Origin of the sequence: Pseudomonas sp. M30-35, assembly GCF_002163625.1 — a bacterium.
Lineage (GTDB): Bacteria > Pseudomonadota > Gammaproteobacteria > Pseudomonadales > Pseudomonadaceae > Aquipseudomonas.
Genome location: NZ_CP020892.1, coordinates 799,088 through 822,536, shown reverse-complemented (window position 1 = coordinate 822,536; position 23,449 = coordinate 799,088). Strand labels below are relative to the sequence as shown.

21 protein-coding genes, 1 pseudogene and 2 riboswitches are annotated in these 23,449 nt (G+C 56.2%); of the genes and pseudogenes, 6 read left to right on the top strand and 16 right to left on the bottom strand.

The window, feature by feature from the left end; genetic code table 11:
• Positions 1-6: 6 nt before the first annotated feature.
• Together kdpA and B9K09_RS03820 are read right to left on the bottom strand one after the other, a co-directional pair.
• Positions 7-1,707, bottom strand: coding sequence for a potassium-transporting ATPase subunit KdpA (kdpA, locus tag B9K09_RS03825; RefSeq protein ID WP_087515579.1), 1,701 nt, complete (start codon positions 1,705-1,707; stop codon positions 7-9).
• 8 nt (positions 1,708-1,715) lie between these two features.
• A complete protein-coding gene (locus tag B9K09_RS03820; protein WP_157699321.1) occupies positions 1,716-1,805 on the bottom strand; it encodes a potassium-transporting ATPase subunit F in 90 nt (29 codons plus the stop codon).
• A gap of 213 nt (positions 1,806-2,018) precedes the next feature.
• Between B9K09_RS03820 and B9K09_RS03815 the strand changes: the two genes are divergently transcribed.
• The 6 genes from B9K09_RS03815 (at position 2,019) to B9K09_RS03790 (ending at position 11,757) form a co-directional block, all read left to right on the top strand.
• On the top strand, positions 2,019-2,789 hold the full coding sequence (locus B9K09_RS03815) for a sulfite exporter TauE/SafE family protein (RefSeq protein ID WP_087515577.1): 771 nt from the start codon (positions 2,019-2,021) through the stop codon (positions 2,787-2,789).
• Positions 2,790-2,876: 87 nt separating this feature from the next.
• Positions 2,877-3,119 (top strand): exodeoxyribonuclease VII small subunit, encoded by a 243-nt coding sequence (locus B9K09_RS03810; protein ID WP_087515576.1) that lies wholly within the window; start codon positions 2,877-2,879, stop codon positions 3,117-3,119.
• Positions 3,116-4,003, top strand: a complete 888-nt coding sequence (gene ispA, locus B9K09_RS03805; protein ID WP_087515575.1) for a (2E,6E)-farnesyl diphosphate synthase — start codon at positions 3,116-3,118, stop codon at positions 4,001-4,003. Before B9K09_RS03810 ends, ispA begins: the two co-directional genes overlap by 4 nt.
• Before the next feature lie 162 nt (positions 4,004-4,165).
• Positions 4,166-7,450, top strand: a complete 3,285-nt coding sequence (locus tag B9K09_RS03800) for a carboxyl transferase domain-containing protein (protein WP_087515574.1) — start codon at positions 4,166-4,168, stop codon at positions 7,448-7,450.
• Between the two features lie 137 nt (positions 7,451-7,587).
• On the top strand, positions 7,588-9,489 hold the full coding sequence (gene dxs, locus B9K09_RS03795) for a 1-deoxy-D-xylulose-5-phosphate synthase (RefSeq protein WP_087515573.1): 1,902 nt from the start codon (positions 7,588-7,590) through the stop codon (positions 9,487-9,489).
• A gap of 31 nt (positions 9,490-9,520) precedes the next feature.
• Positions 9,521-9,739: riboswitch (cobalamin riboswitch) on the top strand.
• A 95-nt stretch (positions 9,740-9,834) separates the two neighbouring features.
• Entirely contained in the window at positions 9,835-11,757 is a 1,923-nt protein-coding gene (locus B9K09_RS03790; RefSeq protein WP_087515572.1) for a TonB-dependent receptor domain-containing protein, read from the top strand.
• Positions 11,758-11,839: 82 nt separating this feature from the next.
• Here the strand turns inward: B9K09_RS03790 and B9K09_RS03785 are convergent, their stop codons facing one another.
• The 14 genes and pseudogenes from B9K09_RS03785 to nrdR form a co-directional block, all read right to left on the bottom strand.
• Positions 11,840-13,213: an APC family permease gene (locus tag B9K09_RS03785; protein WP_087515571.1), complete on the bottom strand. Its 1,374-nt coding sequence runs from the start codon at positions 13,211-13,213 to the stop codon at positions 11,840-11,842.
• 226 nt (positions 13,214-13,439) lie between these two features.
• A complete protein-coding gene (locus B9K09_RS03780) occupies positions 13,440-14,243 on the bottom strand; it encodes a cobalamin-binding protein (RefSeq protein ID WP_087515570.1) in 804 nt (267 codons plus the stop codon).
• Complete coding sequence (locus B9K09_RS03775; RefSeq protein ID WP_087515569.1) at positions 14,243-14,659, bottom strand: MFS transporter; 417 nt, start codon at positions 14,657-14,659, stop codon at positions 14,243-14,245. The genes B9K09_RS03780 and B9K09_RS03775 overlap by 1 nt, the downstream gene beginning before the upstream one ends.
• Positions 14,656-15,276, bottom strand: coding sequence for a GTP cyclohydrolase II (ribA, locus tag B9K09_RS03770; RefSeq protein ID WP_087515568.1), 621 nt, complete (start codon positions 15,274-15,276; stop codon positions 14,656-14,658). Before ribA ends, B9K09_RS03775 begins: the two co-directional genes overlap by 4 nt.
• Before the next feature lie 158 nt (positions 15,277-15,434).
• Positions 15,435-16,073: a TIGR02281 family clan AA aspartic protease gene (locus B9K09_RS03765; RefSeq protein ID WP_371917432.1), complete on the bottom strand. Its 639-nt coding sequence runs from the start codon at positions 16,071-16,073 to the stop codon at positions 15,435-15,437.
• A gap of 25 nt (positions 16,074-16,098) precedes the next feature.
• A complete protein-coding gene (locus B9K09_RS03760) occupies positions 16,099-16,827 on the bottom strand; it encodes an ABC transporter substrate-binding protein (protein ID WP_087515566.1) in 729 nt (242 codons plus the stop codon).
• 84 nt (positions 16,828-16,911) lie between these two features.
• Positions 16,912-17,292: pseudogene (locus tag B9K09_RS03755) on the bottom strand (phosphatidylglycerophosphatase A).
• 9 nt (positions 17,293-17,301) lie between these two features.
• Entirely contained in the window at positions 17,302-18,270 is a 969-nt protein-coding gene (thiL, locus tag B9K09_RS03750) for a thiamine-phosphate kinase (protein ID WP_087515565.1), read from the bottom strand.
• 75 nt (positions 18,271-18,345) lie between these two features.
• Positions 18,346-18,846 carry a transcription antitermination factor NusB gene (gene nusB, locus B9K09_RS03745; RefSeq protein ID WP_371917431.1) on the bottom strand — a complete coding sequence of 167 codons (501 nt, stop codon included), beginning with the start codon at positions 18,844-18,846 and terminating at the stop codon, positions 18,346-18,348.
• A complete protein-coding gene (ribE, locus tag B9K09_RS03740) occupies positions 18,843-19,319 on the bottom strand; it encodes a 6,7-dimethyl-8-ribityllumazine synthase (protein ID WP_087515564.1) in 477 nt (158 codons plus the stop codon). Before ribE ends, nusB begins: the two co-directional genes overlap by 4 nt.
• Before the next feature lie 52 nt (positions 19,320-19,371).
• On the bottom strand, positions 19,372-20,466 hold the full coding sequence (ribBA, locus tag B9K09_RS03735) for a bifunctional 3,4-dihydroxy-2-butanone-4-phosphate synthase/GTP cyclohydrolase II (protein ID WP_087515563.1): 1,095 nt from the start codon (positions 20,464-20,466) through the stop codon (positions 19,372-19,374).
• Positions 20,467-20,476: 10 nt separating this feature from the next.
• Positions 20,477-21,139, bottom strand: coding sequence for a riboflavin synthase (locus tag B9K09_RS03730; protein WP_087515562.1), 663 nt, complete (start codon positions 21,137-21,139; stop codon positions 20,477-20,479).
• A 280-nt stretch (positions 21,140-21,419) separates the two neighbouring features.
• Positions 21,420-21,629: riboswitch (FMN riboswitch) on the bottom strand.
• Between the two features lie 114 nt (positions 21,630-21,743).
• Positions 21,744-22,880, bottom strand: coding sequence for a bifunctional diaminohydroxyphosphoribosylaminopyrimidine deaminase/5-amino-6-(5-phosphoribosylamino)uracil reductase RibD (gene ribD, locus B9K09_RS03725; RefSeq protein ID WP_087515561.1), 1,137 nt, complete (start codon positions 22,878-22,880; stop codon positions 21,744-21,746).
• A 2-nt stretch (positions 22,881-22,882) separates the two neighbouring features.
• The gene (gene nrdR, locus B9K09_RS03720) at positions 22,883-23,347 is read right to left on the bottom strand and encodes a transcriptional regulator NrdR (protein ID WP_010487069.1); all 465 of its coding nucleotides are present in this window, start codon (positions 23,345-23,347) and stop codon (positions 22,883-22,885) included.
• Positions 23,348-23,449 lie beyond the last annotated feature (102 nt).

The window sequence follows — 23,449 nt, the reverse complement described above, 5'->3', positions numbered from 1 at the left end:
TGCTCCTTAGAAGGCCTGCAGTAGAGTCAGGTGTTCAGCGATGGGGCCAAGCGCTAGCGCTGGCAAAAAGGTCAAACCACCCACTAACAAAATCACCAACGTCAGCAGCGTCACAAACAGCGGGCCGTGAGTCGGGAAACTGTTGCCGTCTTGCGGTGCAGATTTTTTCGCGGCCAGACTGCCTGCTATAGCGAGGATTGGCAGGATGAAACCGAAGCGGCCCAGGAGCATGGCCAAGGCGATCATCAGGTCGTGGTACGGGGTATTGGCACCAAAACCTGCAAATGCAGAACCATTGTTGCCAGTGCCTGATGTGTAGGCATATAAGACCTGACTAAACCCGTGCGCGCCGGGGTTGGTAATCGACATCGCCGGGCCAGGCAAGCTCACACCCAAGGCGCTAAACACAAGCACGCCGACGGGCATGACCAGAAGGGTCATGACTAACAACCGCACCTCACGCGCCTCAAGCTTTTTACCAAGGTATTCCGGTGTGCGACCGATCATCAGACCGGCGAGAAATACCGTAATCAATACAAACAACAACATGCCGTAAAGACCCGCGCCGACACCGCCAAATATGACCTCGCCGAGCATCATATTTAACATCGGGATCATCCCACCGAGCGCACTAAAACTGTCGTGCATGGCGTTGACCGAACCATTAGACGCAGCCGTAGTGGCCACCGCCCACAGTGCCGAGGCCGTAATGCCCAGCCGACTTTCCTTGCCTTCAAGCGAACCCGCTTGCTCGATTGGCAATGCAGCGAGTGCGGGGTTAGGTTGCAGTTCAGCGTGCAAGGTCACAGCAAAACCAACCACAAACAGAATCAGCATGCTGGCCAGCAGCGCACGGCTTTGCCGCAAATCTTTGACGTAGTGACCAAAGGTAAACAGCAACGCCGCCGGAATCAGAATGATCGAAGCCATCTCAAACAGATTGCTCCACGCCGTCGGATTCTCGAACGGATGTGCCGAGTTGACGCCGAAGAATCCACCGCCATTGGTCCCCAACTGCTTAATCGCAATTTGGCTGGCTGCTGGTCCTAGCGGAATGGTCTGATCAGCGCCCAGCAATGTCTTGGCGTGTACATAAGCCATAAAACTTTGCGGCACGCCCTGCCAGACCAAAAACAGCGCCAGCAACAGGCAAAATGGCAATAGTACGTAGAGCACGCCACGCGTCAGATCGACCCAAAAGTTGCCAATGCCATTACTTGAACGCCGGGCAATCCCTCGACAGAAAACCACCAACACAGCGAGGCCCACTGCCGGGCTGACAAAATTTTGCACGCCGAGCCCGACCATTTGGCTGAAATAACTCAGCGATGCCTCGCCGCTATAAGCCTGCCAGTTGGTATTGGTGACGAAGCTCACCGCCGTATTCAGCGCCAACGGCCAATCCATACTGGCAATATGCTGCGGATTTAGCCCCAGCCGGTCTTGCAGCATCAGAATTGCAAACAACCCGATCAGGCACGTCAGGGTGAACATCAAGAGTGCGGCGCTGTAACCTTTCCAATCCTGCTCGGCTTGGCTATCGATACCCGCAAAGCGGTAGCACAAACGCTCTATGGGCGAAAAAATCGGACTAAGTAGGGTCTTCTGCCCCTCCATTGCCCGGAATATATAGCGACCCAGAAAAGGAGCAGGCACCAGCACCAATAAAAAGAAGGCCAGAATCAGCCAATAGTCTTGGGCTTGCATAAGGCCTCCTAACCCCGCTCTGCGCGCATCAGCGCAGCTAGCAGGTAAAAGAACAGGCCAAGGGCCAGGCTCAGCGACAATCCGTCGAGAATACTCATAGTCATTGCTCCGAAAACGCCCCAACGGCGCATGAGTCATTCTCGGATTTCAGGCGTAAAGGTTCGATTGGCGTAATGCGGCGCCCGCGTAAAGAAACTATAAAAATTCAACCGTTGCCTAACCGGCCAGCACCTGCACGGTCAGACCAACATCTTGCTTGGCGAATAGCAGACGATTGATTAGGCTGCGCCTTTTACCGCGAAGACTACCCAATGCCTTGGCTTGATATAGCGATTTTGATTGCCGCAGGATTCGCCGCGGGTGGAATGAATGCATTAGCCGGGGGCGGTACGTTTTTCTCGTTCCCGGCGCTATTAGCGACTGGGTTGCCGCCTGTCACCGCCAATGCGACTAACGCTGTTGCACTCTGGCCAGCAAGCATTGCGGCAGCTTGGGCAGCACGTAAAACGCTGCAACCGCTCGGCAACTACCTTATTCCCCTGCTATTGGCAGGGCTTGGTGGCGGCTTGCTTGGCGGCGTATTGCTGCTAATCGGTGGCGATGAAATTTTCCGCGGTTTAATCCCTTGGCTACTACTCACCGCCACACTTCTATTTGCCGCCAGCCCACAACTAAGTCGTGCTTTGGCCGCGCGCCGCTCAGCGAGCATGCAGCCACCGCATACACCTTGGTCACTGGCGGCGCATGCGACAGTCTCGGTTTACGGTGGTTACTTCGGCGCAGGCATGGGGATTTTACAACTCGCCGCATTCTCGATCGAAGGCCATGTGCTAGCACGTAGCAACGCGCTGAAAAACCTGATTTCGGCGGTGATATATAGCGTAGCGACTGGCACGTTCATCATTGCTGGGCGGGTCAGTTGGTATGAACTGGTAATACTGCTAAGCGGCGCAACCATTGGCGGTTACGCGGGCGGTGCACTTGGCCAGCATTTGCCACCCAAGTTCCTGCGCATGCTGGTTATTGCCGTTGGCAGCAGCATGACACTGTATTATTTCTGGGCGACTTACTTACGCAGCTGAGGCGGGCCATAATTTGCCCGGGAGCCTCGTCTCTGCTAGTGTCGCGACCGATATTCGTCCGTTGATTTCCCGCCGAGAACACCCGCCATGGCCCGCAAGAAAGCCGCTGTTGATTTTGAGCAGTCCCTGACAGAGCTGCAAAGCTTGGTCGAACGCCTAGAAAACGGCGAAATGTCGCTCGAAGACTCACTGACTGCCTTCGAACAAGGCATCCGCCTGACTCGTGACTGCCAAGCCGCACTGACACAGGCCGAGCAAAAGGTCAGCCTGTTGCTGGAGCGCAATGGCGAGCTGGAGGAAGCGCCTTTCGACGCGGATAAACAAGCATGATCGAAGCCTATCAGGCGCAGTGCCAGCAGCGCGTGGATGCCGCCCTTGAGCGTTTGTTTGTCGCGCCACAACCCAACCTGCAACGCCTCTACCAAGCCATGCGCTACAGCGTGACTAATGGCGGCAAACGCGTACGCCCATTGCTTGCGTATGCAGCTTGCGAGGCACTCGGCGGACATGCCGACCACGCCAATGGTGCAGCCTGCGCGGTTGAACTGATTCACGCCTACTCCTTGGTCCATGACGACTTACCCGCCATGGATGACGATGACCTGCGCCGTGGCAAACCGACCACGCACAAGGCCTTCGATGAGGCCGCCGCGATTCTTGCTGGCGACGGCTTGCAAACTCTGGCCTTTGAAGTGCTCAGCAGCGCCGAGTTGAATCCGCATAGTGCCGAGCTGCGATTGGCGATGATCGCAACCCTCACCCGCGCCGCAGGCCCGGCAGGCATGGTCGGCGGGCAAGCAATAGACCTCGGCTCAGTCGGTAAGGCGCTCGAGCAAGCAGACTTGGAGAACATGCACCGGCACAAGACTGGCGCCCTGATCGAGGCCAGCGTGGAGCTTGGTGCACTGGCCAGCGGCAATGCCGCCCCAGCCACTCTGCAAGCCTTGCAGCATTATGCACAGGCAATCGGCCTGGCCTTTCAGGTGCAGGACGACATCCTCGATATTGAGAGCGACACCAGCACCCTGGGTAAAACCCAAGGCAAAGACCAAGCTAACGACAAGCCAACTTACCCGGCGCTACTGGGTTTGCAGAATGCTAAACGCTATGCACTCGAGTTACGCGACCAGGCCCTTGAAGCGCTTGAAGGCCTTGGCACCCCGGCTGAACCGTTACGCGTACTGGCCCGCTACATCGTTGAGCGGCGCAACTGATACATCGGCTATAAGTGCGGCGATCTGAGCGATTCAGATACCGTCAGTTTCACGCACAATCACTCAAACAAATACCTTACCGATCAGCAGGCGAGGCTTTGTTTACCTGCGCCGCATAGTGCATAAGATGGTCGCCAGAATAAGAATTCCGGAGCCGCCGCTATGCCCTTTTCAGCTTTGCTGATCGCTAACCGTGGTGAAATCGCCATCCGCATCGCCCGCGCCGCTGCCGATATGAATCTGCGCAGCGTTGCTATCTATGCAGAGGACGACGCGACTTCACTGCATGTACGCACAGCTGACCATGCAGTTGCCCTCAAGGGTCGAGGGGTTGCCGCGTATCTGGACATCAGCCAACTCATTGCTATCGCGCAGGAACAAGGCTGCGACGCCATCCATCCCGGTTATGGCTTTCTTGCAGAAAACCCGGAGTTTGCTCGCCAATGTGCAGCGGCAAGCATTAGCTTTATCGGCCCAAGCCCTGAAGTCCTTCAATTGTTTGGCGATAAAGCGCAAGCCCGTGCGCTGGCTGAACGCTGTGATGTGCCGCTGGTACGTGGCGTCAATCAGCCGATAGACCTGCAGCAAGCGCAGGACTTTATGCACAGCCTCGGTGACTCTTCGGCAGTAATGCTCAAGGCGCTGGCCGGTGGTGGCGGACGCGGTATGCGCGCGGTATTCAAGCCTGCGGATTTGCCTGAGGCATTCAAGCGCTGCCAGTCTGAAGCTCGCAGCGCGTTTGGCATTGACTCGCTATACATCGAACAACTGGTAAGCAACGCCCGGCACATCGAAATCCAATTGCTCGGTGATGGCAGCGGCGCGGTCAGCCATCTGTGGGAGCGCGATTGCAGCCTGCAACGACGCCAGCAAAAAATCATCGAGATAGCACCAAGCCCAGACCTGCCGCCAGCCACTCGCCAACGCATGATTGATGCCGCGCTAAAGCTGGCTAGCAGTGTCAATTATCAGGGCATTGGTACTTTCGAGTTCCTGCTCGACAACGACCATCCTCAACAGTTTTACTTTATGGAGGCCAACCCACGGATTCAGGTTGAGCACACCATTACCGAGCAAATCACCGGCGTTGACCTGCTGCAAAGTCAAATCAAACTGGCCATGGGTTACTCGCTGGCGGACCTCAATCTGCTCCAGCCACCGCCGATAAATGGCTGCGCCGTGCAGTTGCGGGTCAATCTGGAAACCATCGACAGCGATGGCGCCACCCAACCGGCCGCAGGCACGCTTAACGTCTATCAACCTCCCAGCGGCCCTGGCTTGAGAGTTGATGGCTACGGTTATTCCGGCTACAGCGTCAGCCCCAGCTACGACTCATTGCTTGCCAAGCTGATTGTGCACGCGCCTGACTACCCCAGCGCTTTGCGTAAAGCCTATCGCGCACTGTGCGAGTTCAATATCGAAGGTGTGAGCAATTCGATTAGCTTGCTGCAAGCCTTGGTACAGCTGCCAGAAGTTGTGCACAACCAAGTCAACACGCGCTTTGTGGAAAGCCAACTGGGCACGCTGCTCGATGCACAGAACGCCCAGCATCCGCACCTGTACTTCGATCACAGCACCCGTTCATCAGGCCATTCAGCGGTCGCCACCCAAGCGCCCGCGGGTTGCGTAACGCTAAGTGCGCCGAGCAGCGGGGTGATTATCAGCCTCGAAGTCAGCGCAGGCGCCAGCATTGCAAAGGGCCAAACCATCGCCGTGCTGGAAGCCATGAAGATGGAGCTTGAGATTAAGGCCGAGCACAGTGGCATTGTGCATAGCTTCGCAGTAGAAGCCGGTAGCATCGTCAGCCAAGGCGCAGCATTGTTGTATGTCGAGCCTGCGGACGTTGCCAGTGAGCAACTGCTCAACGAAGAACTTATCGATCTGGACAATATCCGCGCCGACCTCAGCGAGGTACTTGAGCGCCACGCAATCACCCGTGACGAAAGACGCCCGCAAGCCGTAGCCAAACGCCGCAAAACCGAACAACGCACCACCCGTGAAAACCTTGCAGACCTGCTTGATGAAGGCAGTTTTAGTGAGTACGGCGCACTGGCGATTGCTGCACAACGGCGCCGACGATCGCTGGATGAACTGATTTCACAAAGCCCTGCTGACGGTTTGGTTGCAGGCACCGGCACCATCAACGCCGAGTTGTTTGGCAATAAAGCCGCGCGCTGCATGGCCATCGCCTACGACTACACCGTGTTTGCTGGCACCCAAGGGGTCATGAATCACAAAAAAACAGACCGTATGCTGCAATTGGCCGAGCAATGGCGGTTGCCCTTGGTGCTATTTGCCGAAGGCGGTGGCGGACGCCCCGGCGATACGGACTTCGTCGGTGTCGCTGGGCTCGACTGTCACACCTTTGTCGGTATGGCCAAGCTGTCTGGTTTGGTACCGCTGGTCGGTGTGGTGTCTGGGCGCTGCTTTGCGGGTAACGCCGCGCTACTGGGTTGCTGTGATGTGATTATCGCCACCAGCAACGCCAGCATCGGCATGGCTGGCCCGGCAATGATTGAGGGCGGCGGGCTGGGCAGCTATAGCGCGGAACAAGTTGGCCCAACCGGCGTACAAAGCCCGAATGGGGTGATTGATGTTCTGGTCGAAGATGAAGCCGAGGCGGTCAGAGTCGCCAAACAATACCTCGGTTATTTCCAAGGCGCGCTAACCACTTGGCAATGTGCTGACCAACGCTTGCTGCGTCATTTGATTCCTGAAAACCGGCTGCGGGTATATGACATCCGCCAAGTGATCGAAACCCTTGCAGATCAAGACTCAGTGCTTGAACTGCGCCGCGAGTTTGCTCCGGGCTTGGTTACCGCCTTCATTCGCATTGAAGGCCAGCCATTTGGTTTGCTTGCCAATAACCCGGCGCATCTTGGCGGCGCCATTGACGCAGCCTGTGGCGACAAAGCCGCACGTTTTATGCAGCTATGCAATGCGTTTGATATCCCACTGGTATCGCTGTGTGACACCCCCGGCTTTATGGTCGGCCCGCAAGCAGAGCAACAAGCCACGGTGCGCCACGTATCGCGAATGTTTGTCGCCGCCGCCAATCTAAGCGTGCCGTTCTTCACCATCGTTCTGCGCAAAGGTTACGGTCTGGGTGCACAAGCAATGGCCGCTGGGAGCTTTCACTCCCCGCTGTTTACCGTCGCCTGGCCCAGCGGGGAGTTCGGCGCCATGGGCATTGAAGGAGCCGTTCGCCTAGGTTTTGCCAAAGAGCTGGCTGCGGCTGAATCCGATCAAGCGCGCCAGCAACTGTTCGACAAATTGGTGGCCAAGGCTTATGAGAATGGCAAAGCAATCAATATGGCCAGCTTCCTTGAAATCGACGCAGTGATTGACCCTGTGCAAACTCGCGAATGGATAACTCGCGGGCTAAACGCAACACCTGCCACCGCAACTGAAAAGGTCCACAAGCGCGGCTTTATCGATACATGGTGAGGCCACGCGAGCGCCAATCATTAAAGAAAATGCCTGAATACGGAGTGTGAACAAGGCGTAATCGGCCACTTCTTGTTTGGGTCGGCCCAAGGCTTCGGGTAAACTGGCGTATCTTTGTATTTATAACGATTCGCCTGATGCCGACGACTTTCCATGAGATTCCCCGCGAACGCCCGCTGACGCCCTTGCTTGACCGTGCGAACACGCCGACCGAGCTGCGCCGTTTGGGTGAGGCCGAGCTGGAAACCCTGGCCGACGAGCTGCGCCAATACCTGCTCTACACCGTTGGCCAGACCGGCGGTCACTTCGGTGCAGGTCTCGGTGTCGTCGAACTGACAATTGCCCTGCATTACGTTTTTGATACCCCCGACGACCGCTTAGTATGGGATGTTGGCCATCAAGCCTACCCGCACAAGATCCTTACCGGCCGCCGCGAACGCATGGGCACACTGCGGCAAAAGGACGGCATTGCCGCATTCCCACGGCGCAGTGAAAGCGAGTACGACACCTTTGGCGTTGGTCACTCAAGCACTTCAATCAGTGCAGCGCTGGGCATGGCGGCTGCCGCAAAGTTACAGAACAGCAACCGCAAAAGTGTTGCGGTCATCGGCGACGGTGCGCTGACCGCAGGTATGGCTTTCGAGGCGTTAAACCACGCGTCCGATCTTAAAGCCAACATGCTGGTGGTGCTCAACGACAACGACATGTCGATCTCGCGCAATGTTGGCGGGCTGTCTAATTATCTGGCGAAAATTCTTTCCAGCCGCACCTATGCGAGCATGCGCGAAGGCAGCAAGAAAGTCCTTTCGCGTCTTCCCGGTGCTTGGGAAATCGCCCGCAAAACCGAAGAACATGCCAAAGGCATGCTGGTGCCAGGCACACTCTTTGAAGAGCTGGGCTGGAACTACATCGGCCCAATTGATGGCCATGACCTGCCAACAATGCTGGCGACACTGCGCAACATGCGCGACCTTGAAGGCCCGCAGTTTCTGCATGTCATCACTAAAAAAGGTAAAGGTTTCGCCCCCGCAGAAGCAGACCCCATTGGTTACCACGCCATTACCAAGCTTGAGCCGATCAACCACGCCGCTGCACCAGCCGCCAAGAAAGCGTCTGGGCCTAAATACTCCAGCGTATTCGGCCAATGGTTGTGCGACATGGCAGCGCAAGACTCGCGCCTGCTCGGCATCACCCCGGCGATGAAAGAAGGCTCTGACCTGGTCGCCTTCAGCGAGCAATACCCAGACCGCTACTTCGATACGGCGATTGCCGAACAGCATGCGGTCACACTCGCAGCAGGCATGGCTTGTGAGGGCAGCAAACCGGTTGTAGCGATCTACTCGACCTTCTTGCAACGCGCCTATGACCAACTGATTCACGATGTTGCCGTGCAGCATCTCGATGTATTGTTTGCCATCGACCGCGCGGGCTTGGTCGGTGAAGACGGCCCGACTCACGCGGGCAGTTTCGATATCACCTACTTGCGCTGCATTCCCGGCATGCTGGTGATGACCCCGAGTGATGAAAACGAATTACGCCGCATGCTCACCACCGGCCACCTGTTTAATGGTCCGGCCGCGGTGCGTTATCCACGCGGCACTGGCCCCGGCGCGCAGATTGAAGCAGGCCTCGAGCCGCTTGAAATCGGTAAAGGCATTGTTCGCCGCGAAGGCACCGGCACTGCCATGCTGGTGTTCGGCGTACAATTGAGCGAAGCGCTGAAAGCAGCAGAAGAGCTGGATGCGACCGTGGTCGACATGCGCTTCGTAAAACCGATTGATGAAACGTTGATCCGCCAGTTAGCCGCAAGCCATGAGCTGCTGGTGACCATCGAAGAAAACAGCATCATGGGTGGTGCTGGCAGTGCTGTCAGCGAGTTCCTGGCGCACGAGAACATACTCAAGCCGGTACTTCACCTGGGTCTGCCTGACGTCTACGTCGAACACGCAAAACCATCACAAATGCTTGCCGAGTGCGGTCTTGATGCCAGTGGTATTGAGCGCGCAATTCGTCAACGTTTGGCAGTAATCAACAAGTGATTGGCCCGCTACCGCGTATCGCGGTAGCCGTTTTAACGTGATTGACCGAGGTCGCTGCCAGCCGCAAGGCTCAGCGTGAAAAGGGAAGCAGGTGCGTCTATGACAATGCCTGCGCTGCCCCCGCAACGGTAACCGACAGGGCTGCGCTTTCGAGCACAGCACAACGTTTTTCGACAACCACTGGGCGTGCCCGGGAAGGTGAAAAACGCAGTCGGCAGCCCGGAGACCTGCCTCGTTGCAATTTTTGACAGGTGTTGCGGAGGGCATCACCGTCAAGTGCAGGCCTCTGTTTGCCAGTACTTGCTCCTGCCCTCCTCAAAAGCATTGCTCTTTTGAGGTTTTTAAATGAAGTTTTCCCGCGTCACTCTGGCACTAGCCCTGGCTCCATGCCTGGCCTCTGCTGCCGAATCAGCCAAGCCTTACCAAGCTGCGCCACTGGTCATCACCTCTGGGCGCCAAGCCGAGCCGATCAGCAAAGCTACCGCTGCAATTACTGTATTTGAACGCAAAGACATCGAGCGTCTACAAGCGAGTGACGTGCTTGATTTACTTGCCCGCACGCCGGGTGTCAGCGTCCAGCGCAGTGGCGGTAGCGGCTCACTCAGCGGGATATTTATTCGCGGCACCTCGACTGCGCAAAGCTTGGTCCTGGTCAACGGCCAGCGCATCGCAGGCAGCTCCAGCGGTACCGCCAGCCTTGAGCAATTCGACCTTGATCAAATCGAGCGTATCGAAGTGGTTCGCGGTAGTCGTTCTGCGCTGTACGGCTCTGACGCTATTGGCGGCGTTATTCAGATATTCACTCGTAGCGGTAAAGAAGGTCTGCACCCTCGCCTTAAAGTCGGCTATGGCACTCATGGTACCTGGCAGCGCAGTCTTGGCTTGTCTGGAGGTGATGAGAATACCCGTTTCGATATAGGCGCCTCACTGGATGAAACCGACGGTTTTGAGCGCAGCAACCTTATAGGTAGCGAAGACAGCGCCTACCGTAACAAGGGCATCAATCTAAGCCTGTCACACAATTTCAGCGACAGCCTTGAAGCCGGAATTAGCCTGCTGCGCCAAACCGGGCAAAGCGAGTACGACTACAGCTTGTCGCCAGCCCAGGCCGCCGACACTGATTTTGAAGAATCCACTGGCAGCGCTTATCTGCAATCGCAACTGAGCGAAAACTGGACTTCACGCCTGGAATTGGGCCATACCGAGAACCGGCAAAAATCCCATGACCCTTACGGTGGCTCAGTATTTAATACCTACCGCGACCAGGCTAGCTGGCTCAATACGGTCAATTTTGCGGAGCACCAGCAATTGTTGCTCGGCCTGGACTGGTACGAGGATCGCCTGAATAGCTCGACAGCATTCAACGAAAACTCTCGCTGGAACAAAGCCGTATTCATTCAGCACCGCTACGACAACGACCTGTTCGGCACAGAGCTGGGTCTACGCAACGATGACAATGAAGCCTTTGGCAACGAGAACAGCTGGAACGCCGCTTTCACCTGGCACTTAAACAGCGATAACGACTTGATCGCCTCGTATAGCGAGTCATTCCGCGCCCCCACCTTTAACGACCTGTACTACCCGGACGACTGCTTCCCCGGATTCGGTTGCACGGTCTACAGCAATCCCGACCTCCAGCCGGAGACCGCTCGTAGCTATGAGCTGCAGTGGCGCTCTCGCTTGTCGCCGACCAGCTCGCTGGAAGTATCGGCGTACCGCACACGCATTGAAGACGCCATTGTCACCAACAATGCGCTGGACGGTAACCAGTCAAACAGTATCGATGCCTTCCGCCCAGAGAACATCGACCAAGCGACCATCAACGGCCTGGAAGTCGCGCTCAAACAACAACTGTTCGGCTGGCAGACCAGCCTCGGCTACAGCCTGGTCGATGCACGCAATAGCAGTGGCAGCGGCAATGATGGCAAGCGCCTGAGTCGTCACCCAGAAAACACCTTTACCCTGGATGTGGACCGTAGCTTCGGTCAGTTCAATATCGGCGCGGGCTGGCTGGTTGCAAGCCATAGCTACAACGACCTGGCGAACGACCAGGAGATTCCGGGCTACGGCGTGCTGGGCCTGCGCGCTGGCTGGAAAGCCCCCAACGACCTGCGCTTTGACCTGAAGCTGGACAACCTGCTCGACCATGATTACTACCAAGCCAATGGCACTGCCTTCGATAGCACCACATTTGCCCAAGTCCCCTTCCACTACGAGGAAGCCGGGCGTACCGCACTGGTTTCAATGACCTGGACACCACAGCTGTAACAACACTTCTCGACCCATAATTCTCGACCCATAAAAAGGACCGCATCAGGCGGTCCTTTTTATGAGTGTTCAGCGCCTTTACTCAATGGCTAATTTCAACGCTTCCGTAAGTCTTGCGAGAGTAGCCATAAAGCACGGCGCCCAAGACCGCCCAAACGCCGACTAGCACCCACTCGACAGGCAGCAACGCCGAAGGTGAGATAGGCGTATAAAGCAGCACCAGGCCAAGCGATAGCACCAGCGCAACATAGCCAACCCACGGGCCACGCCCGGCACGGAATGGACGCTCCATATCAGGCTCATTTTTGCGCAGCACAATGAACGAAAGCGCCACCATCGCATAGGCAACAACGATGCCCAAGCCGCCAGCATCAACCAGCCAGACCAGCGCCTGACGCCCAAATAATGGTGCGATGATCGACAGCGCACCTATCAGGAGAATCGCATTGACCGGTGTTTTATAGGTGGGATGCAACTTGGCCAAGAACGCCGGTAGCATCTTGGCTTCGGCCATCGCATACACCGCTCGCGAACCGCCGATTAGAAACGCATTCCAACTGGTCAAGATACCGCCCAAGCCGGCAAGGACCAAAAGCTTGCCTGCCCAGCTACCGCCCATCACTGCTGTTGCTGCATCGGCGGTCGCAAGCTTCGATCCGGCCAAAGCTTCGGCATCCAATGCACGCCCAGTGGCGTACATGATCAAGATGTACCAGGCGACAGCCATCAAGACGGAAACGATCAGGATAATGCCGATCTTGCGAAATGGCAGGTCGATTTCTTCAGCGGCTTGCGGAATAACGTCAAAGCCAACAAACAAAAACGGCGTCATGATGATGACTGAAAATACACCGCCCATTCCGCCGACAAACAGCGGCTCGGTGTTGGCGCTTGAACCGTTAAACAATGAACCGGTGATAAGCATGATGCCAACCGCGATAATCAATACCGTGATCACCGCTTGAAACAGCGCGCTGGATTTCACACCGCGAATATTCAGCCATGTCATGCCGATTGCGCCGACAATACCCACCAGCGCCCAGGTGAAGTAAACCTCCCAACCGGCGATCGAGTACATCAATCCGACCTTGTATCCGGGGATAAGCTCCTCAAGCACAGTGGGCAAGGCAACCGCCTCAAAGGCCACCACCGAGACATACCCGAGAATGATCGCCCAGGTGCAAAAGAACGAGGCTCCGGCGCCTAATGCGCGGTGAGCATATACGTGCTCTCCGCCGTTTTGCGGCATGGCTGAAGCCAGCTCGGCATAGGCCAGGCCGATCATAATCACCGCAGTGCCGCCAATCGCAAAAGCCAGCATCGTGCCGCCTGTGCCGGCGTTACTGATCATGGTCCCGGCAAGTACAACCCAGCCCCAGCCAACCATTGCACCGAAGGCCAGCGCGATTACATCCGTTGAGCCCAATACCCGAGCAAATTTTGTTTTATTAGACATGGTTCCTCCTTGAGTCCAAAACCTCTAGGCCAGCTCTGGGCAACAGTTCCTGAAGGCTTCATTTGAAAATATGAACCCTTAAACTGCGCATCGGTTCAATGGCCAGATGCTTGCCATAAGATTTTCCACACACCCGACTATAAACTTACGGGCGCAAGAAAACCGACCAGGGCTGGACGACAGCGCTAGCGCATGAGCTCCCGTTGGAGGCTACAGTCTGTTGGGGTTATTGCGCCTTTGCCAGCACTTGGCAGAGTTGCTCGGTGGCGTGGAGCATTTGGAAGCTGGGGCGCTCCAGGCCTTTATCCGGAACTTGCCAAAGCTGCTTGCGCTGCACTGCGGTGATATCGGGCCAGCGTTGCCAGGGTTCAAGTTGCGCGCCGCTGCCCGCTAAAATAACTTCGGGGTTGCGCTGCAACACGGCCTCAATGCTGACCTGCGGTGCAGGCAGACTTATGTCAGCAAAGACATTCTCCGCGCCGCAGACACGCAATGCATCACTGATGATTTGCTGGCCGCCCAAGGTGTATAGCGGTTTATCCCAGACCTGATAAAACACCGATAACGGTTGTTCACGGTGGTAACGACTGCGCAAAGCAGCCAACCCCTTGTGGAATTGCTGCTGCAACTGCTGACCCTGTTTAGCTCGGCCAATGCGCTTACCTATTTCGGCAAACTGATCGGCAAGCGTGTCTAGCGTGTGCGGCTCAGCCACAAACATTGGAATAGCAAAGGCTTGTAACTGCTGACGCTGAGCTCGGCTGATGCTACCGGGCCACAACAGAATCAGATCCGGCTGCAGAGCTAGCAGGGTTTCCAACTCCAGTTGTGAATAGCGTCCAACCGAAGGCAGATTAGCCACAGCCTCAGGTCGCGGGCCGCCATCGAGCACGCCAACCAACTGCTGCGCGGCGCCAAGTTCTATGACGATTTCTGTTAACGAAGGCGCGAGACTGACGATACGCTCTGCCGCTGACACTGGCGCAGATGAGCCAGTTACCAGCAGCAGAATCAGCAGCAGGCGGTGCATCAACCGAGCTGGCGAGGTATACGGTAGAGGTACAGAATAACCAGGCTCGACACCGTAAGCAGGATCAGTGGAATCGCTTCAAGGCTAGTGAACACCGCAACCGCAGCAATCCAGGCAGGCAAACTGGCACCCATAAAGGCTTTGCGCCGCGTTTTGGCGAGTGCCTGCCAAGCTGCAGGTTCAGCATCACTATCACGCGCCTTCCCCGTGGCAATCACTGCATGCTTGTATGCGTTGAACAGCGGCAAACTAACAAACATCGACAACATACCGACGATGAAAAACGGCATCGCCAATACGCCCGGTTGGCGGCTGGATTCGAACAGAATATTGATAGTGATGACCGGCACCAAAACCAGTATCAACTGCCACCACCATAGAATCGAAAGATGGCGACGTACCTGAGGTCGATTCACACTTTTTCCTCGACCTCGGCCTGATGCATGCTGCCGAGCATATGTCCGAGCTTACCGGCCTTGGTTGCCAGGTACTTTTTGTTGTGCGGATTGTGATCAATCTGCAGCGGTACGCGCGTTGCCACATTAATGCCCATGTCGCCCAGAGCTTTTACCTTGCGCGGGTTGTTGGTCATCAACTTGAGCTCTGTAATGCCCAAGTGGTCGAGCATCGGCTTGCAGATCGCGTAATCACGCTGATCCGCACCAAAGCCCAAGCGCTCGTTAGCTTCCACAGTGTCGGCGCCACCGTCTTGCAACTCATAGGCACGGATTTTATTCAGCAAGCCAATACCGCGTCCTTCTTGACGCAGATACAGCAATACGCCACGACCTTCAGCCGCAATCGCGCGGAGCGCAGCTTCAAGCTGAAAACCACAATCGCAGCGCAAACTGAACAGTGCATCACCGGTCAGGCACTCAGAATGCAAACGACCCAACACAGGCGCACCATTGGCAACATCGCCAAAGGTCAGCGCAACATGCTCTTTACCCGTGGTTTGTTCAAGAAAACCATGCATGGTAAAAACGCCAAACGGCGTAGGTAATTGGGAGGCGGCGACGAACACGATTGGCACCGTGTGCTCCTAAAATAAGTAAGGGATATGGCCGTGCATTGTACCAGCAGCGAATAGCCACAGGTCAGCTTGAATTACTGATGATAAGTATCAAGGTAAATAACTCGACTTAACCAATATCATCAGCAGTAAGAGGTCGGGACTAAACTAGGGCCTGATCAGTGCTTAGACTCAAGCACCAGCACGTCTTGATCAACCTTCCAGCCCACCCGACCGAGAAAACTCATGCCTAGAAGCGCCTCGCCATTGGTGCCGACATCCATCACTGTCCCATCAACACCAAGCACTTCAATGCTGCCAACCTTGACGCTTTTGAGGTGAATCCTCCAGCCACGCGCCACGCCATTTGCAGTACTGACCCGAATTTCGCGGCCCGTTGCCCGGTAATCGATACCTAATTGATCAGCCTGAGCACCGGTCAACGCCACCGAAGTGGCGCCTGTATCGACCAAAAACTGAATAGGATGGCCATTGACCGAACCCGCAACCCAGTAATGACCATTTTCACCTTTAGCAATACTGAAAGTACGCTTCTCAGGTGCAGCCATACCCTGGCTGTAATCACGAGTAAGGCTGTAATTGCGCTCGACCCCATCAACTCGCAGCACCGCACCCCGCGCATCTGCACGAACCACCTGGACCCCACCCGGTCCGGTCTGGCCGACTTTTACCAACTTGCGCTGGCCATCGACATTCAACACCGCGGCGCCCGGAAATAATCCAACCACTTGTATTTGCGCAGCGGCCCAAGCCGAGCCGGCTAAGGTTAAAAGCACGCTTAAACAGAGTAATTTCATGTGCGGCATCCAACAGTCCCTGTTATCAGTCAAATGGGTATGGCTGTTTCCAGCGCTTAAAAATTGGCTTCAACGAACCATCCTTAACCAGCTTCTGCATACGCTGATCAAACAAATCAGCCAGCTTATGCCCCCGCGGATTGTCAGCAAAACCTAGATAAATCGGTAATCGGGTTAGCGGTGTCATCCGGTAGTGCGCAGGGTCGACAGCGGTCATGAGCAACTGCTCAATCTCAGTACGCGCGTCGATATAGAAATCTGCGCGACCAAAATCCAACATTTCAAGAATACCCTTACGCCGCTGAACTTCGCGGAAGCGCGTCAAGTTTGGCAAATATTGTTGATAGGCGTAACCGCGCACCCAAACCAATCGATACTGGCTAATGGTCTGCATGTTTGGCACCGGAGTATTGAGCGTACTCAGCGCAGTTACTTGGTCGGCATCGTAATACCAGTGCGGATAAAACACGCCCTGCTCAACCTCATTGAGGTATGAGCCAACCCAGGCATCAGCCTCGCCACGCTGAACCAGGCCGATTGAACGGGTGTACGGCATGGTTTGGATATTCAGCTTAACCCCGGCAGGCTCGTAAACCGCACGCAGGACATCCCACGCCAAGCCGCTGCCATCCGCTTGGGTGTATTCCTCCCAGACGTCGCTGACCAGATTAATATTGTTCGGTGCAAGCGGTTGCGCAGCCGACGCAGAGCCAAGCAAACACAGCAGAAATATCGCTAAATACCGCGCGATCATAAGCCCTTCAAATCTCTTCGCGAGCAGCACGATTACGCTTAAGCAACGCGTCAATCCGCGCGCTATAACTCGAACCCGCACCGCTCAAAAACCTAAGTTGGACGCTAATTCATTAGCCCAACCCCAAACGGCCAACTGCATCGCAAGCCTGGCGAGTACACCGGCCAGCACATCATTGAGCATGATTCCAACACCGCCACGCACATGCCAATCAATCCAGCGGATCGGCCACGGCTTGAGAACGTCGAATCGTCGAACCGTCGAACCGTCGAACCGTCGAACCGTCGAACCGTCGAAACATTAGAAAGCCTAGCAGCAACCAGCCTCAACCTTCAGGATCCAGCCAAAGCGGGATAAATGACACGGCGACCATCGAGCCTACGTGCCCGACGCCTTGGGGAGCGTCCCGGAACCGAAACCAAAGGCTCTAAAGAGCCACGGATGACTCCACACTGAATGCGGGATTTATCCGTGTCAGTCACCGCTACCCGCAAAGTGTTGATAGCCGCCCTTGGCCTGAAGACTCCTTTGCCCGCTCTCATCAACCAGCTCAACACCCTGCCCGGCTTGCACGCTACCAATTACATGCACCGGCCAACCTTGCGCTTGCAGAGGCGCTAGCTTCGCCGCTGGCAAGGTGAATGCCAGCACATAATCATCGCCGCCACTCAACGCACAGTTGCGCGCCGTTTCAGCATCGGCAAACGCTTGCAAAGCTGCAGATACAGGCACTTTAGCCAGTTCAATCTGTAAACGGACCCGCGATGCAGCAGCAATGTGCCCGCAGTCAGCCAGCAACCCGTCTGAAATATCCAGGGCGGCACTGGCGTTACCGCGCAATGCCTGCCCCAACGCAAGCTGCGGTTGCGGCGACCAGTAATGCTGCAATAAGGCCTTAGCTGCGCCTGAATCGTCACTGCGCTGACCGAGCACCAACGGCAAAGCACCCGCGGCATTGCCTAAACAACCGCCAACACAGAGCAAGTCCCCCACTTGGGCACCGCTGCGTGTCAGGGCCAGATTCTTTGGCGTACGCCCAAATACCGTCAGTGTCAGACTCAGCGGGCCGCGAGTGGTATCACCGCCAATCAAGCTTATCGAACAGGCACGCGCCATCTGATCGAGGCCTTGAGCAAAAGCCTGCAACCAGTCTGCGTTTGCAGATTCGAGGGTTAACGCCAGGGTAAAACCAATCGGGGTTGCGCCCATTGCCGCCAAATCACTGACCGTTACCGCCAGCGCACGCTGCGCCAGCAGATAGGGATCAGGATCATGCGGAAAATGTACGCCAGCGACCAAAGTGTCTGTGGATATGGCCAACTGTTCGTCGGCTGGCACCTCAAGCAAGGCGCAGTCATCACCAATGCCCAAAACCACACCGTCGCCACCTTGGGCGCAAGCCGCCGAGGCGAAGTAATGACCAATTAGTTCGAACTCACCCATGACTTTTGAGGCCCGATTAGATAAGCAAAAGCCGCGCTAAGACAGGCGGCTTTTGGCTATGACAGCATTGATTGGTTAGCGCTTGTGGGCGCGAACTTCATCAGCACGCAGGCGTGGCGCCAGCTTGTCGAGTACACCGTTAACGAACTTGTGTCCGTCGGTGGCACCGAAAATTTTCGCCAGTTCAATACCTTCGTTGATTACCACGCGGTACGGGATGTCGATACGGTTGCGCAGCTCATACGTCGACAGACGCAGGATAGCCAGTTCGACCGGGTCGATTTCATCCAACGGACGGTCAAGCAACGGCTCGAACGAGCTGTCGATTTCAGTCTTCTGGCGCGGGACACCATGCAGAATCTCGTGGAAGTAGGCGCCATCCACTGCAGTGAAATCGTTATCAACGCGGAACTGCGCTTCGATTTCATTGAGTGCCTGGCCCGCTACGTGCCATGAGTACAGCGCCTGCATAGCCAAAGTACGCGCTTCACGGCGCGCCAAGGTTTTAGGGCTCGGGCCTTTCTTGGCCGCGGGCGCCGGCTTTGGCGATTGGCTATTGCTATCGTTCTGGCTCACTTGGCCTCCAACTGCGCCAGCAGGCTAACCATTTCCAAGGCGGACAAAGCAGCTTCAGCGCCTTTGTTCCCGGCTTTGGTGCCGGAACGCTCGATTGCTTGTTCGATAGAATCTACAGTCAGCACGCCAAATGCAACCGGCACGCCAAACTCCATGGATACTTGAGCCAAGCCCTTGGTGCACTCGCCTGCCACGTATTCGAAATGCGGAGTGCCGCCACGAATAACCGCGCCAAGCGCGATGATTGCGTCGAAATCGCCACGCTGAGCAACTTTCTGCGCAACCAATGGAATCTCAAAAGCACCCGGCGCGCGAATGATTGTAATGTCGCTTTCGCTCACACCGTGGCGAACCAGGGCGTCAACAGCGCCACTTACCAGGCTTTCAACAACAAAGCTGTTGAAGCGGCCAACCACCAGAGCAAAGCGGCCCTTGGGGGCGATAAAAGTACCTTCGATGGTCTTCAGGGTCATAGCCAATCTCATCTATTAAAGAGCCAGGCCGCCGTTAGCGGCCATGAATGAATTATTCAGAGGGCAGATATTCTACTACCTCTAGATCGAATCCGGATATCGCATTGAACTTCATCGGTGAACTCATCAGGCGCATCTTGCGCACTCCGAGGTCACGAAGTATCTGCGAACCGGCACCTACCGTGCTGTAAGTCGCCGGGCTAGGGGCTTTGCCGTCCCCACCCAGTTGACGCTCAAGGTGCGCCAGCAGGTCCGGACCAGTCAGCGGATTGCCCAACAGCAACACCACGCCACTGCCAGCTTTCGCCACCTCGTTCATGGCCGCACGAAGACTCCAGCGACCTTCCTGCTTAACCATGAACAAGTCGCGTAGCGGATCCATGTTATGCACACGGACCAGGGTCGGTTCCTCTGGACAGATCTTGCCCAGCGTCAGCGCCATGTGTACATCACCTTCAACTGAGTCACGGTAGGTGACCAGATTGAAGCTGCCTAACTCGCTGTCGAGCAGTTGTTCGCTGACACGCTCAACCGTACGCTCGTGGATCAGGCGGTAGTGAATCAGGTCGGCGATTGTGCCGATCTTGATTCCGTGCTGCGCGGCGAACTCTTCAAGCTCAGGACGGCGCGACATGGTGCCGTCATCGTTCATGATTTCGCAGATCACACCACTTGGCTCAAAACCGCCCATGCGCGCTAGGTCGCATGCAGCTTCAGTATGGCCGGCACGCGCCAAGACGCCACCCGGCTGAGCCATCAGTGGGAAAATATGGCCCGGACTGACAATGTCGTCGGCCTTGGCGCTTTTCGATGCAGCCGCTTGCACGGTCCGCGCGCGGTCTGCTGCAGAAATACCAGTGGTCACACCTTCCGCCGCCTCAATCGAGACCGTGAACTTGGTGCCAAAACCAGAACCGTTGCGCGGCGCCATCAATGGCAACTTGAGCAGCTCGCAGCGCTCACGGGTCATCGGCATGCAGATCAGGCCACGGGCAAAGCGTGCCATGAAATTGATGTGCTCGGCGGTGACGCATTCCGAGGCGATGATCAAGTCACCTTCGTTCTCGCGGTCTTCGTCATCCATGAGAATGACCATTTTGCCCTGGCGGATATCTTCAACCAGCTCTTCAATACTATTCAGTGCCATGGTGATTTCCTTAACCCTTCAAATAGCCGTGTTCGGCTAAAAAACCTTCGGTAAGACCCGAGGCCTTCGGCTCGGCAGCTTTATCACCCAGCAGCAAGCGCTCCAGATAACGTGCCAGCAAATCAACCTCAAGGTTGACCTTACGTCCCGGGCGGTAGTCGACCATGATGGTCTCGGCCAGGGTGTGCGGAACAATGGTCAGCTCGAACTCTGCGCCGTTGACTGCGTTCACCGTGAGGCTGGTGCCATCAACCGTGATCGAGCCTTTGTGGGCGATGTATTTAGCCAACTCGTTAGGCGCACGCACAGTGAACTGCACCGCACGGGCGTTTTCTTCACGGCCGACAATCTCACCGACGCCATCGACATGACCACTAACCAGATGTCCGCCCAAGCGGCTGGTCGGCGTCAGGGCTTTTTCAAGATTGACTCGACTGCCCGGCTTGAGATCGACAAAACCGGTGCGGGCCAAAGTTTCACGGCTGACATCGGCCCAGAAGCCATCGCCAGGCAATTCAACCGCAGTCAGGCAAACCCCGTTAACGGCGATGCTGTCACCTAACTTGACGTCAGATAAATCCAGCTTGGCGGTCTCAACGTAGACCCGTACATCGCCGCCTTTTGGGGTCAACGCACGAATATTGCCGATCGACTCGATTATGCCAGTGAACATGGCGCCTCCCCGTCTGCGAGCACGGCGCTGCACTGACCGATTAAACGATCAGTATGGGCCGAGTAAAAAATATGTGGCATTTGCGAACTCCTGTTTATAAAAAACAGGGCGTTTCGATCGATAGGGTGCTTGCCAGTACTTAGCCAGACAAACTGTTCAGCACACATGGCATATCAACCTGACCGCATAAACGCTGCTCTCTGGCAAAGCGTGGTGCGAGTAAAATCGATAAAGCCTGCGCAACTGGCGACAGCCTGCTGTCTACGCACCATTCAAACAAACCCGCTCTCTCTTTATCCGGACTGTAGAACCCTGCAAAACACCGCATAAACAGTGTTTGCAAAAGCCTGTAACCGTCGGCCCCGGAATCACACCGGGTCTGCTGACCTTGTCACCCATTGACCTAACAAGGGCACCAAGCGCTCGCGGGCTAGACGCATTGCGCATCATTACCGCCGGTGGGGAATTACACCCCGCCCTGAGAACGTTGCGAGCACCTAGGTTCTCGCGAGTGGCTTTTTACCATATTTGCGCCGCAGACGCACCGCAAACCTGCGCCAATGTTGGCCTGGGTTCGCACTGCAGAAACTGCAAGGATGATCGATTAATGTGCGCTAGACGGCTCTGGCACAGGCGCAACTGGCACCGCAATTATCCGCCAATCATCGCCAACTGCGCGAATATCAACGATTTTAAGCTGCGGAGCCTCAGCCATCCGGCCGAGCGGTAAGTCGAGCAATGGTCGCGCACTGGAGCCGAGAAACTTGGCGGCGACAAATATCTGATACTCATCAACCAGCCCTTGTCGGGCAAATGCACCGGCCAAACGCGGGCCTGCCTCGACCAAGACTTCATTCGCGCCGCGTGCGGCTAGTTCAACCAGCAGCCTGCGCAAATCAACGTGGCCATTGCTGCCAGGTACGGCCAGCAACTCGTGACCATCGCTCAAATAGCGGTCTCGCGCCGTGGCTGCGGCGCAGGTCGCGACCATTGCCGCGCCCGCTTGAAAGAATGTAGCGTCGAGAGGCACCCGCAAACGACCATCAATCAATACACGCAGTGGTGGACGGGTCTCGGCTAACGCGGACAGTTCCGCACTCAAACCAAGCTCATCGTTGCGCACGGTCAATCGAGCATTATCAGCCAATACCGTATCGGCGCCGCTGAGCACCACACTTGAGCGGGCACGCAGGCGTTGCACCGCCGAGCGCGCAGCAGGCCCGGTAATCCACTGACTTTCGCCGCTTGCCATTGCCGTACGCCCATCCAGGCTCATCGCCAGTTTAACCCGCACGAATGGTAAACCTTGCTCCATGCGCTTGATGAAACCAGCATTCAGGGACCGCGCTTCCGCCTCAAGCACGCCGCTCTGTACCGCAATACCCGCCTGCATCAAACGCAGTAAACCGCTGCCTGAGACTTCCGGGTTGGGATCTTGCATCGCCGCCACAACCCTCGCCACGCCAGCATCAATCAATGCTTCGGCGCAAGGCGGTGTGCGCCCATGATGGCTGCAGGGCTCCAGCGTCACATACGCGGTCGCCCCTTTAGCCAGAGCACCCGCTTGGCGTAATGCATGAACTTCCGCGTGCGGTTCACCCGCGCGGGCATGCCAGCCCTCACCGACAATTTTGCCATCAAGCACAAGCACGCAACCCACACGGGGATTAGGGTGCGTTGAGTACAATCCTTTACGGGCCAACTCCAAAGCACGGGCCATAAAGGCGTTATCAACTGTCATGCTTAATCCTTTGACGGTTCGCGAGATAAACGGTCGATTTCCTCACGGAACTCATTGAGGTCTTGAAAACGTCGGTACACCGAAGCAAAGCGGATGTAGGCAACTTCATCAAGCTTTTGCAATTCGGTCATGACCAATTCACCGAGCACCAGAGATTTCACTTCACGCTCACCGGTGGCACGCAAGCGATGCTTGATATGAGCAATTGCCGCCTCCACTCGCTCGATGCTCACCGGACGCTTTTCCAGCGCGCGGAGCATGCCTGCGCGTAGCTTTTCTTCATCGAAAGGCTGGCGACTACCATCTTGTTTGATCAACCGCGGCATCACCAGTTCCGCAGTTTCAAACGTAGTAAAACGTTCGCCGCAGGCTAAGCACTCGCGGCGACGACGAACTTGCTCACCTTCGGCCACCAGACGTGAATCAATCACCTTGGTGTCATTAGCGGCGCAGAATGGACAGTGCATATAATGGCCTGCCTTGGACGGAAAGGCGCCATGGTAGCGCATCTCAGCGGCAAGACAAGCCGCCAGCTTTGCGCTATACAGGCGGGCAATAATCCATTGAAC

Coding starts and splice junctions, on each gene's coding strand:
- thiL (WP_087515565.1), bottom strand. CDS start 18,270: ATGGGTGAGTTCGAACTAATTGGTCATTACTTCGCCTCGGCGGCTTGC.
- B9K09_RS03810 (WP_087515576.1), top strand. CDS start 2,877: ATGGCCCGCAAGAAAGCCGCTGTTGATTTTGAGCAGTCCCTGACAGAG.
- B9K09_RS03790 (WP_087515572.1), top strand. CDS start 9,835: ATGAAGTTTTCCCGCGTCACTCTGGCACTAGCCCTGGCTCCATGCCTG.
- ribBA (WP_087515563.1), bottom strand. CDS start 20,466: ATGGCACTGAATAGTATTGAAGAGCTGGTTGAAGATATCCGCCAGGGC.
- dxs (WP_087515573.1), top strand. CDS start 7,588: ATGCCGACGACTTTCCATGAGATTCCCCGCGAACGCCCGCTGACGCCC.
- B9K09_RS03800 (WP_087515574.1), top strand. CDS start 4,166: ATGCCCTTTTCAGCTTTGCTGATCGCTAACCGTGGTGAAATCGCCATC.
- nrdR (WP_010487069.1), bottom strand. CDS start 23,347: ATGCACTGTCCATTCTGCGCCGCTAATGACACCAAGGTGATTGATTCA.
- ispA (WP_087515575.1), top strand. CDS start 3,116: ATGATCGAAGCCTATCAGGCGCAGTGCCAGCAGCGCGTGGATGCCGCC.
- B9K09_RS03760 (WP_087515566.1), bottom strand. CDS start 16,827: ATGATCGCGCGGTATTTAGCGATATTTCTGCTGTGTTTGCTTGGCTCT.
- B9K09_RS03730 (WP_087515562.1), bottom strand. CDS start 21,139: ATGTTCACTGGCATAATCGAGTCGATCGGCAATATTCGTGCGTTGACC.
- ribE (WP_087515564.1), bottom strand. CDS start 19,319: ATGACCCTGAAGACCATCGAAGGTACTTTTATCGCCCCCAAGGGCCGC.
- ribD (WP_087515561.1), bottom strand. CDS start 22,880: ATGACAGTTGATAACGCCTTTATGGCCCGTGCTTTGGAGTTGGCCCGT.
- B9K09_RS03765 (WP_371917432.1), bottom strand. CDS start 16,073: ATGAAATTACTCTGTTTAAGCGTGCTTTTAACCTTAGCCGGCTCGGCT.
- B9K09_RS03820 (WP_157699321.1), bottom strand. CDS start 1,805: ATGAGTATTCTCGACGGATTGTCGCTGAGCCTGGCCCTTGGCCTGTTC.
- B9K09_RS03780 (WP_087515570.1), bottom strand. CDS start 14,243: ATGCACCGCCTGCTGCTGATTCTGCTGCTGGTAACTGGCTCATCTGCG.
- B9K09_RS03785 (WP_087515571.1), bottom strand. CDS start 13,213: ATGTCTAATAAAACAAAATTTGCTCGGGTATTGGGCTCAACGGATGTA.
- kdpA (WP_087515579.1), bottom strand. CDS start 1,707: ATGCAAGCCCAAGACTATTGGCTGATTCTGGCCTTCTTTTTATTGGTG.
- B9K09_RS03815 (WP_087515577.1), top strand. CDS start 2,019: ATGCCTTGGCTTGATATAGCGATTTTGATTGCCGCAGGATTCGCCGCG.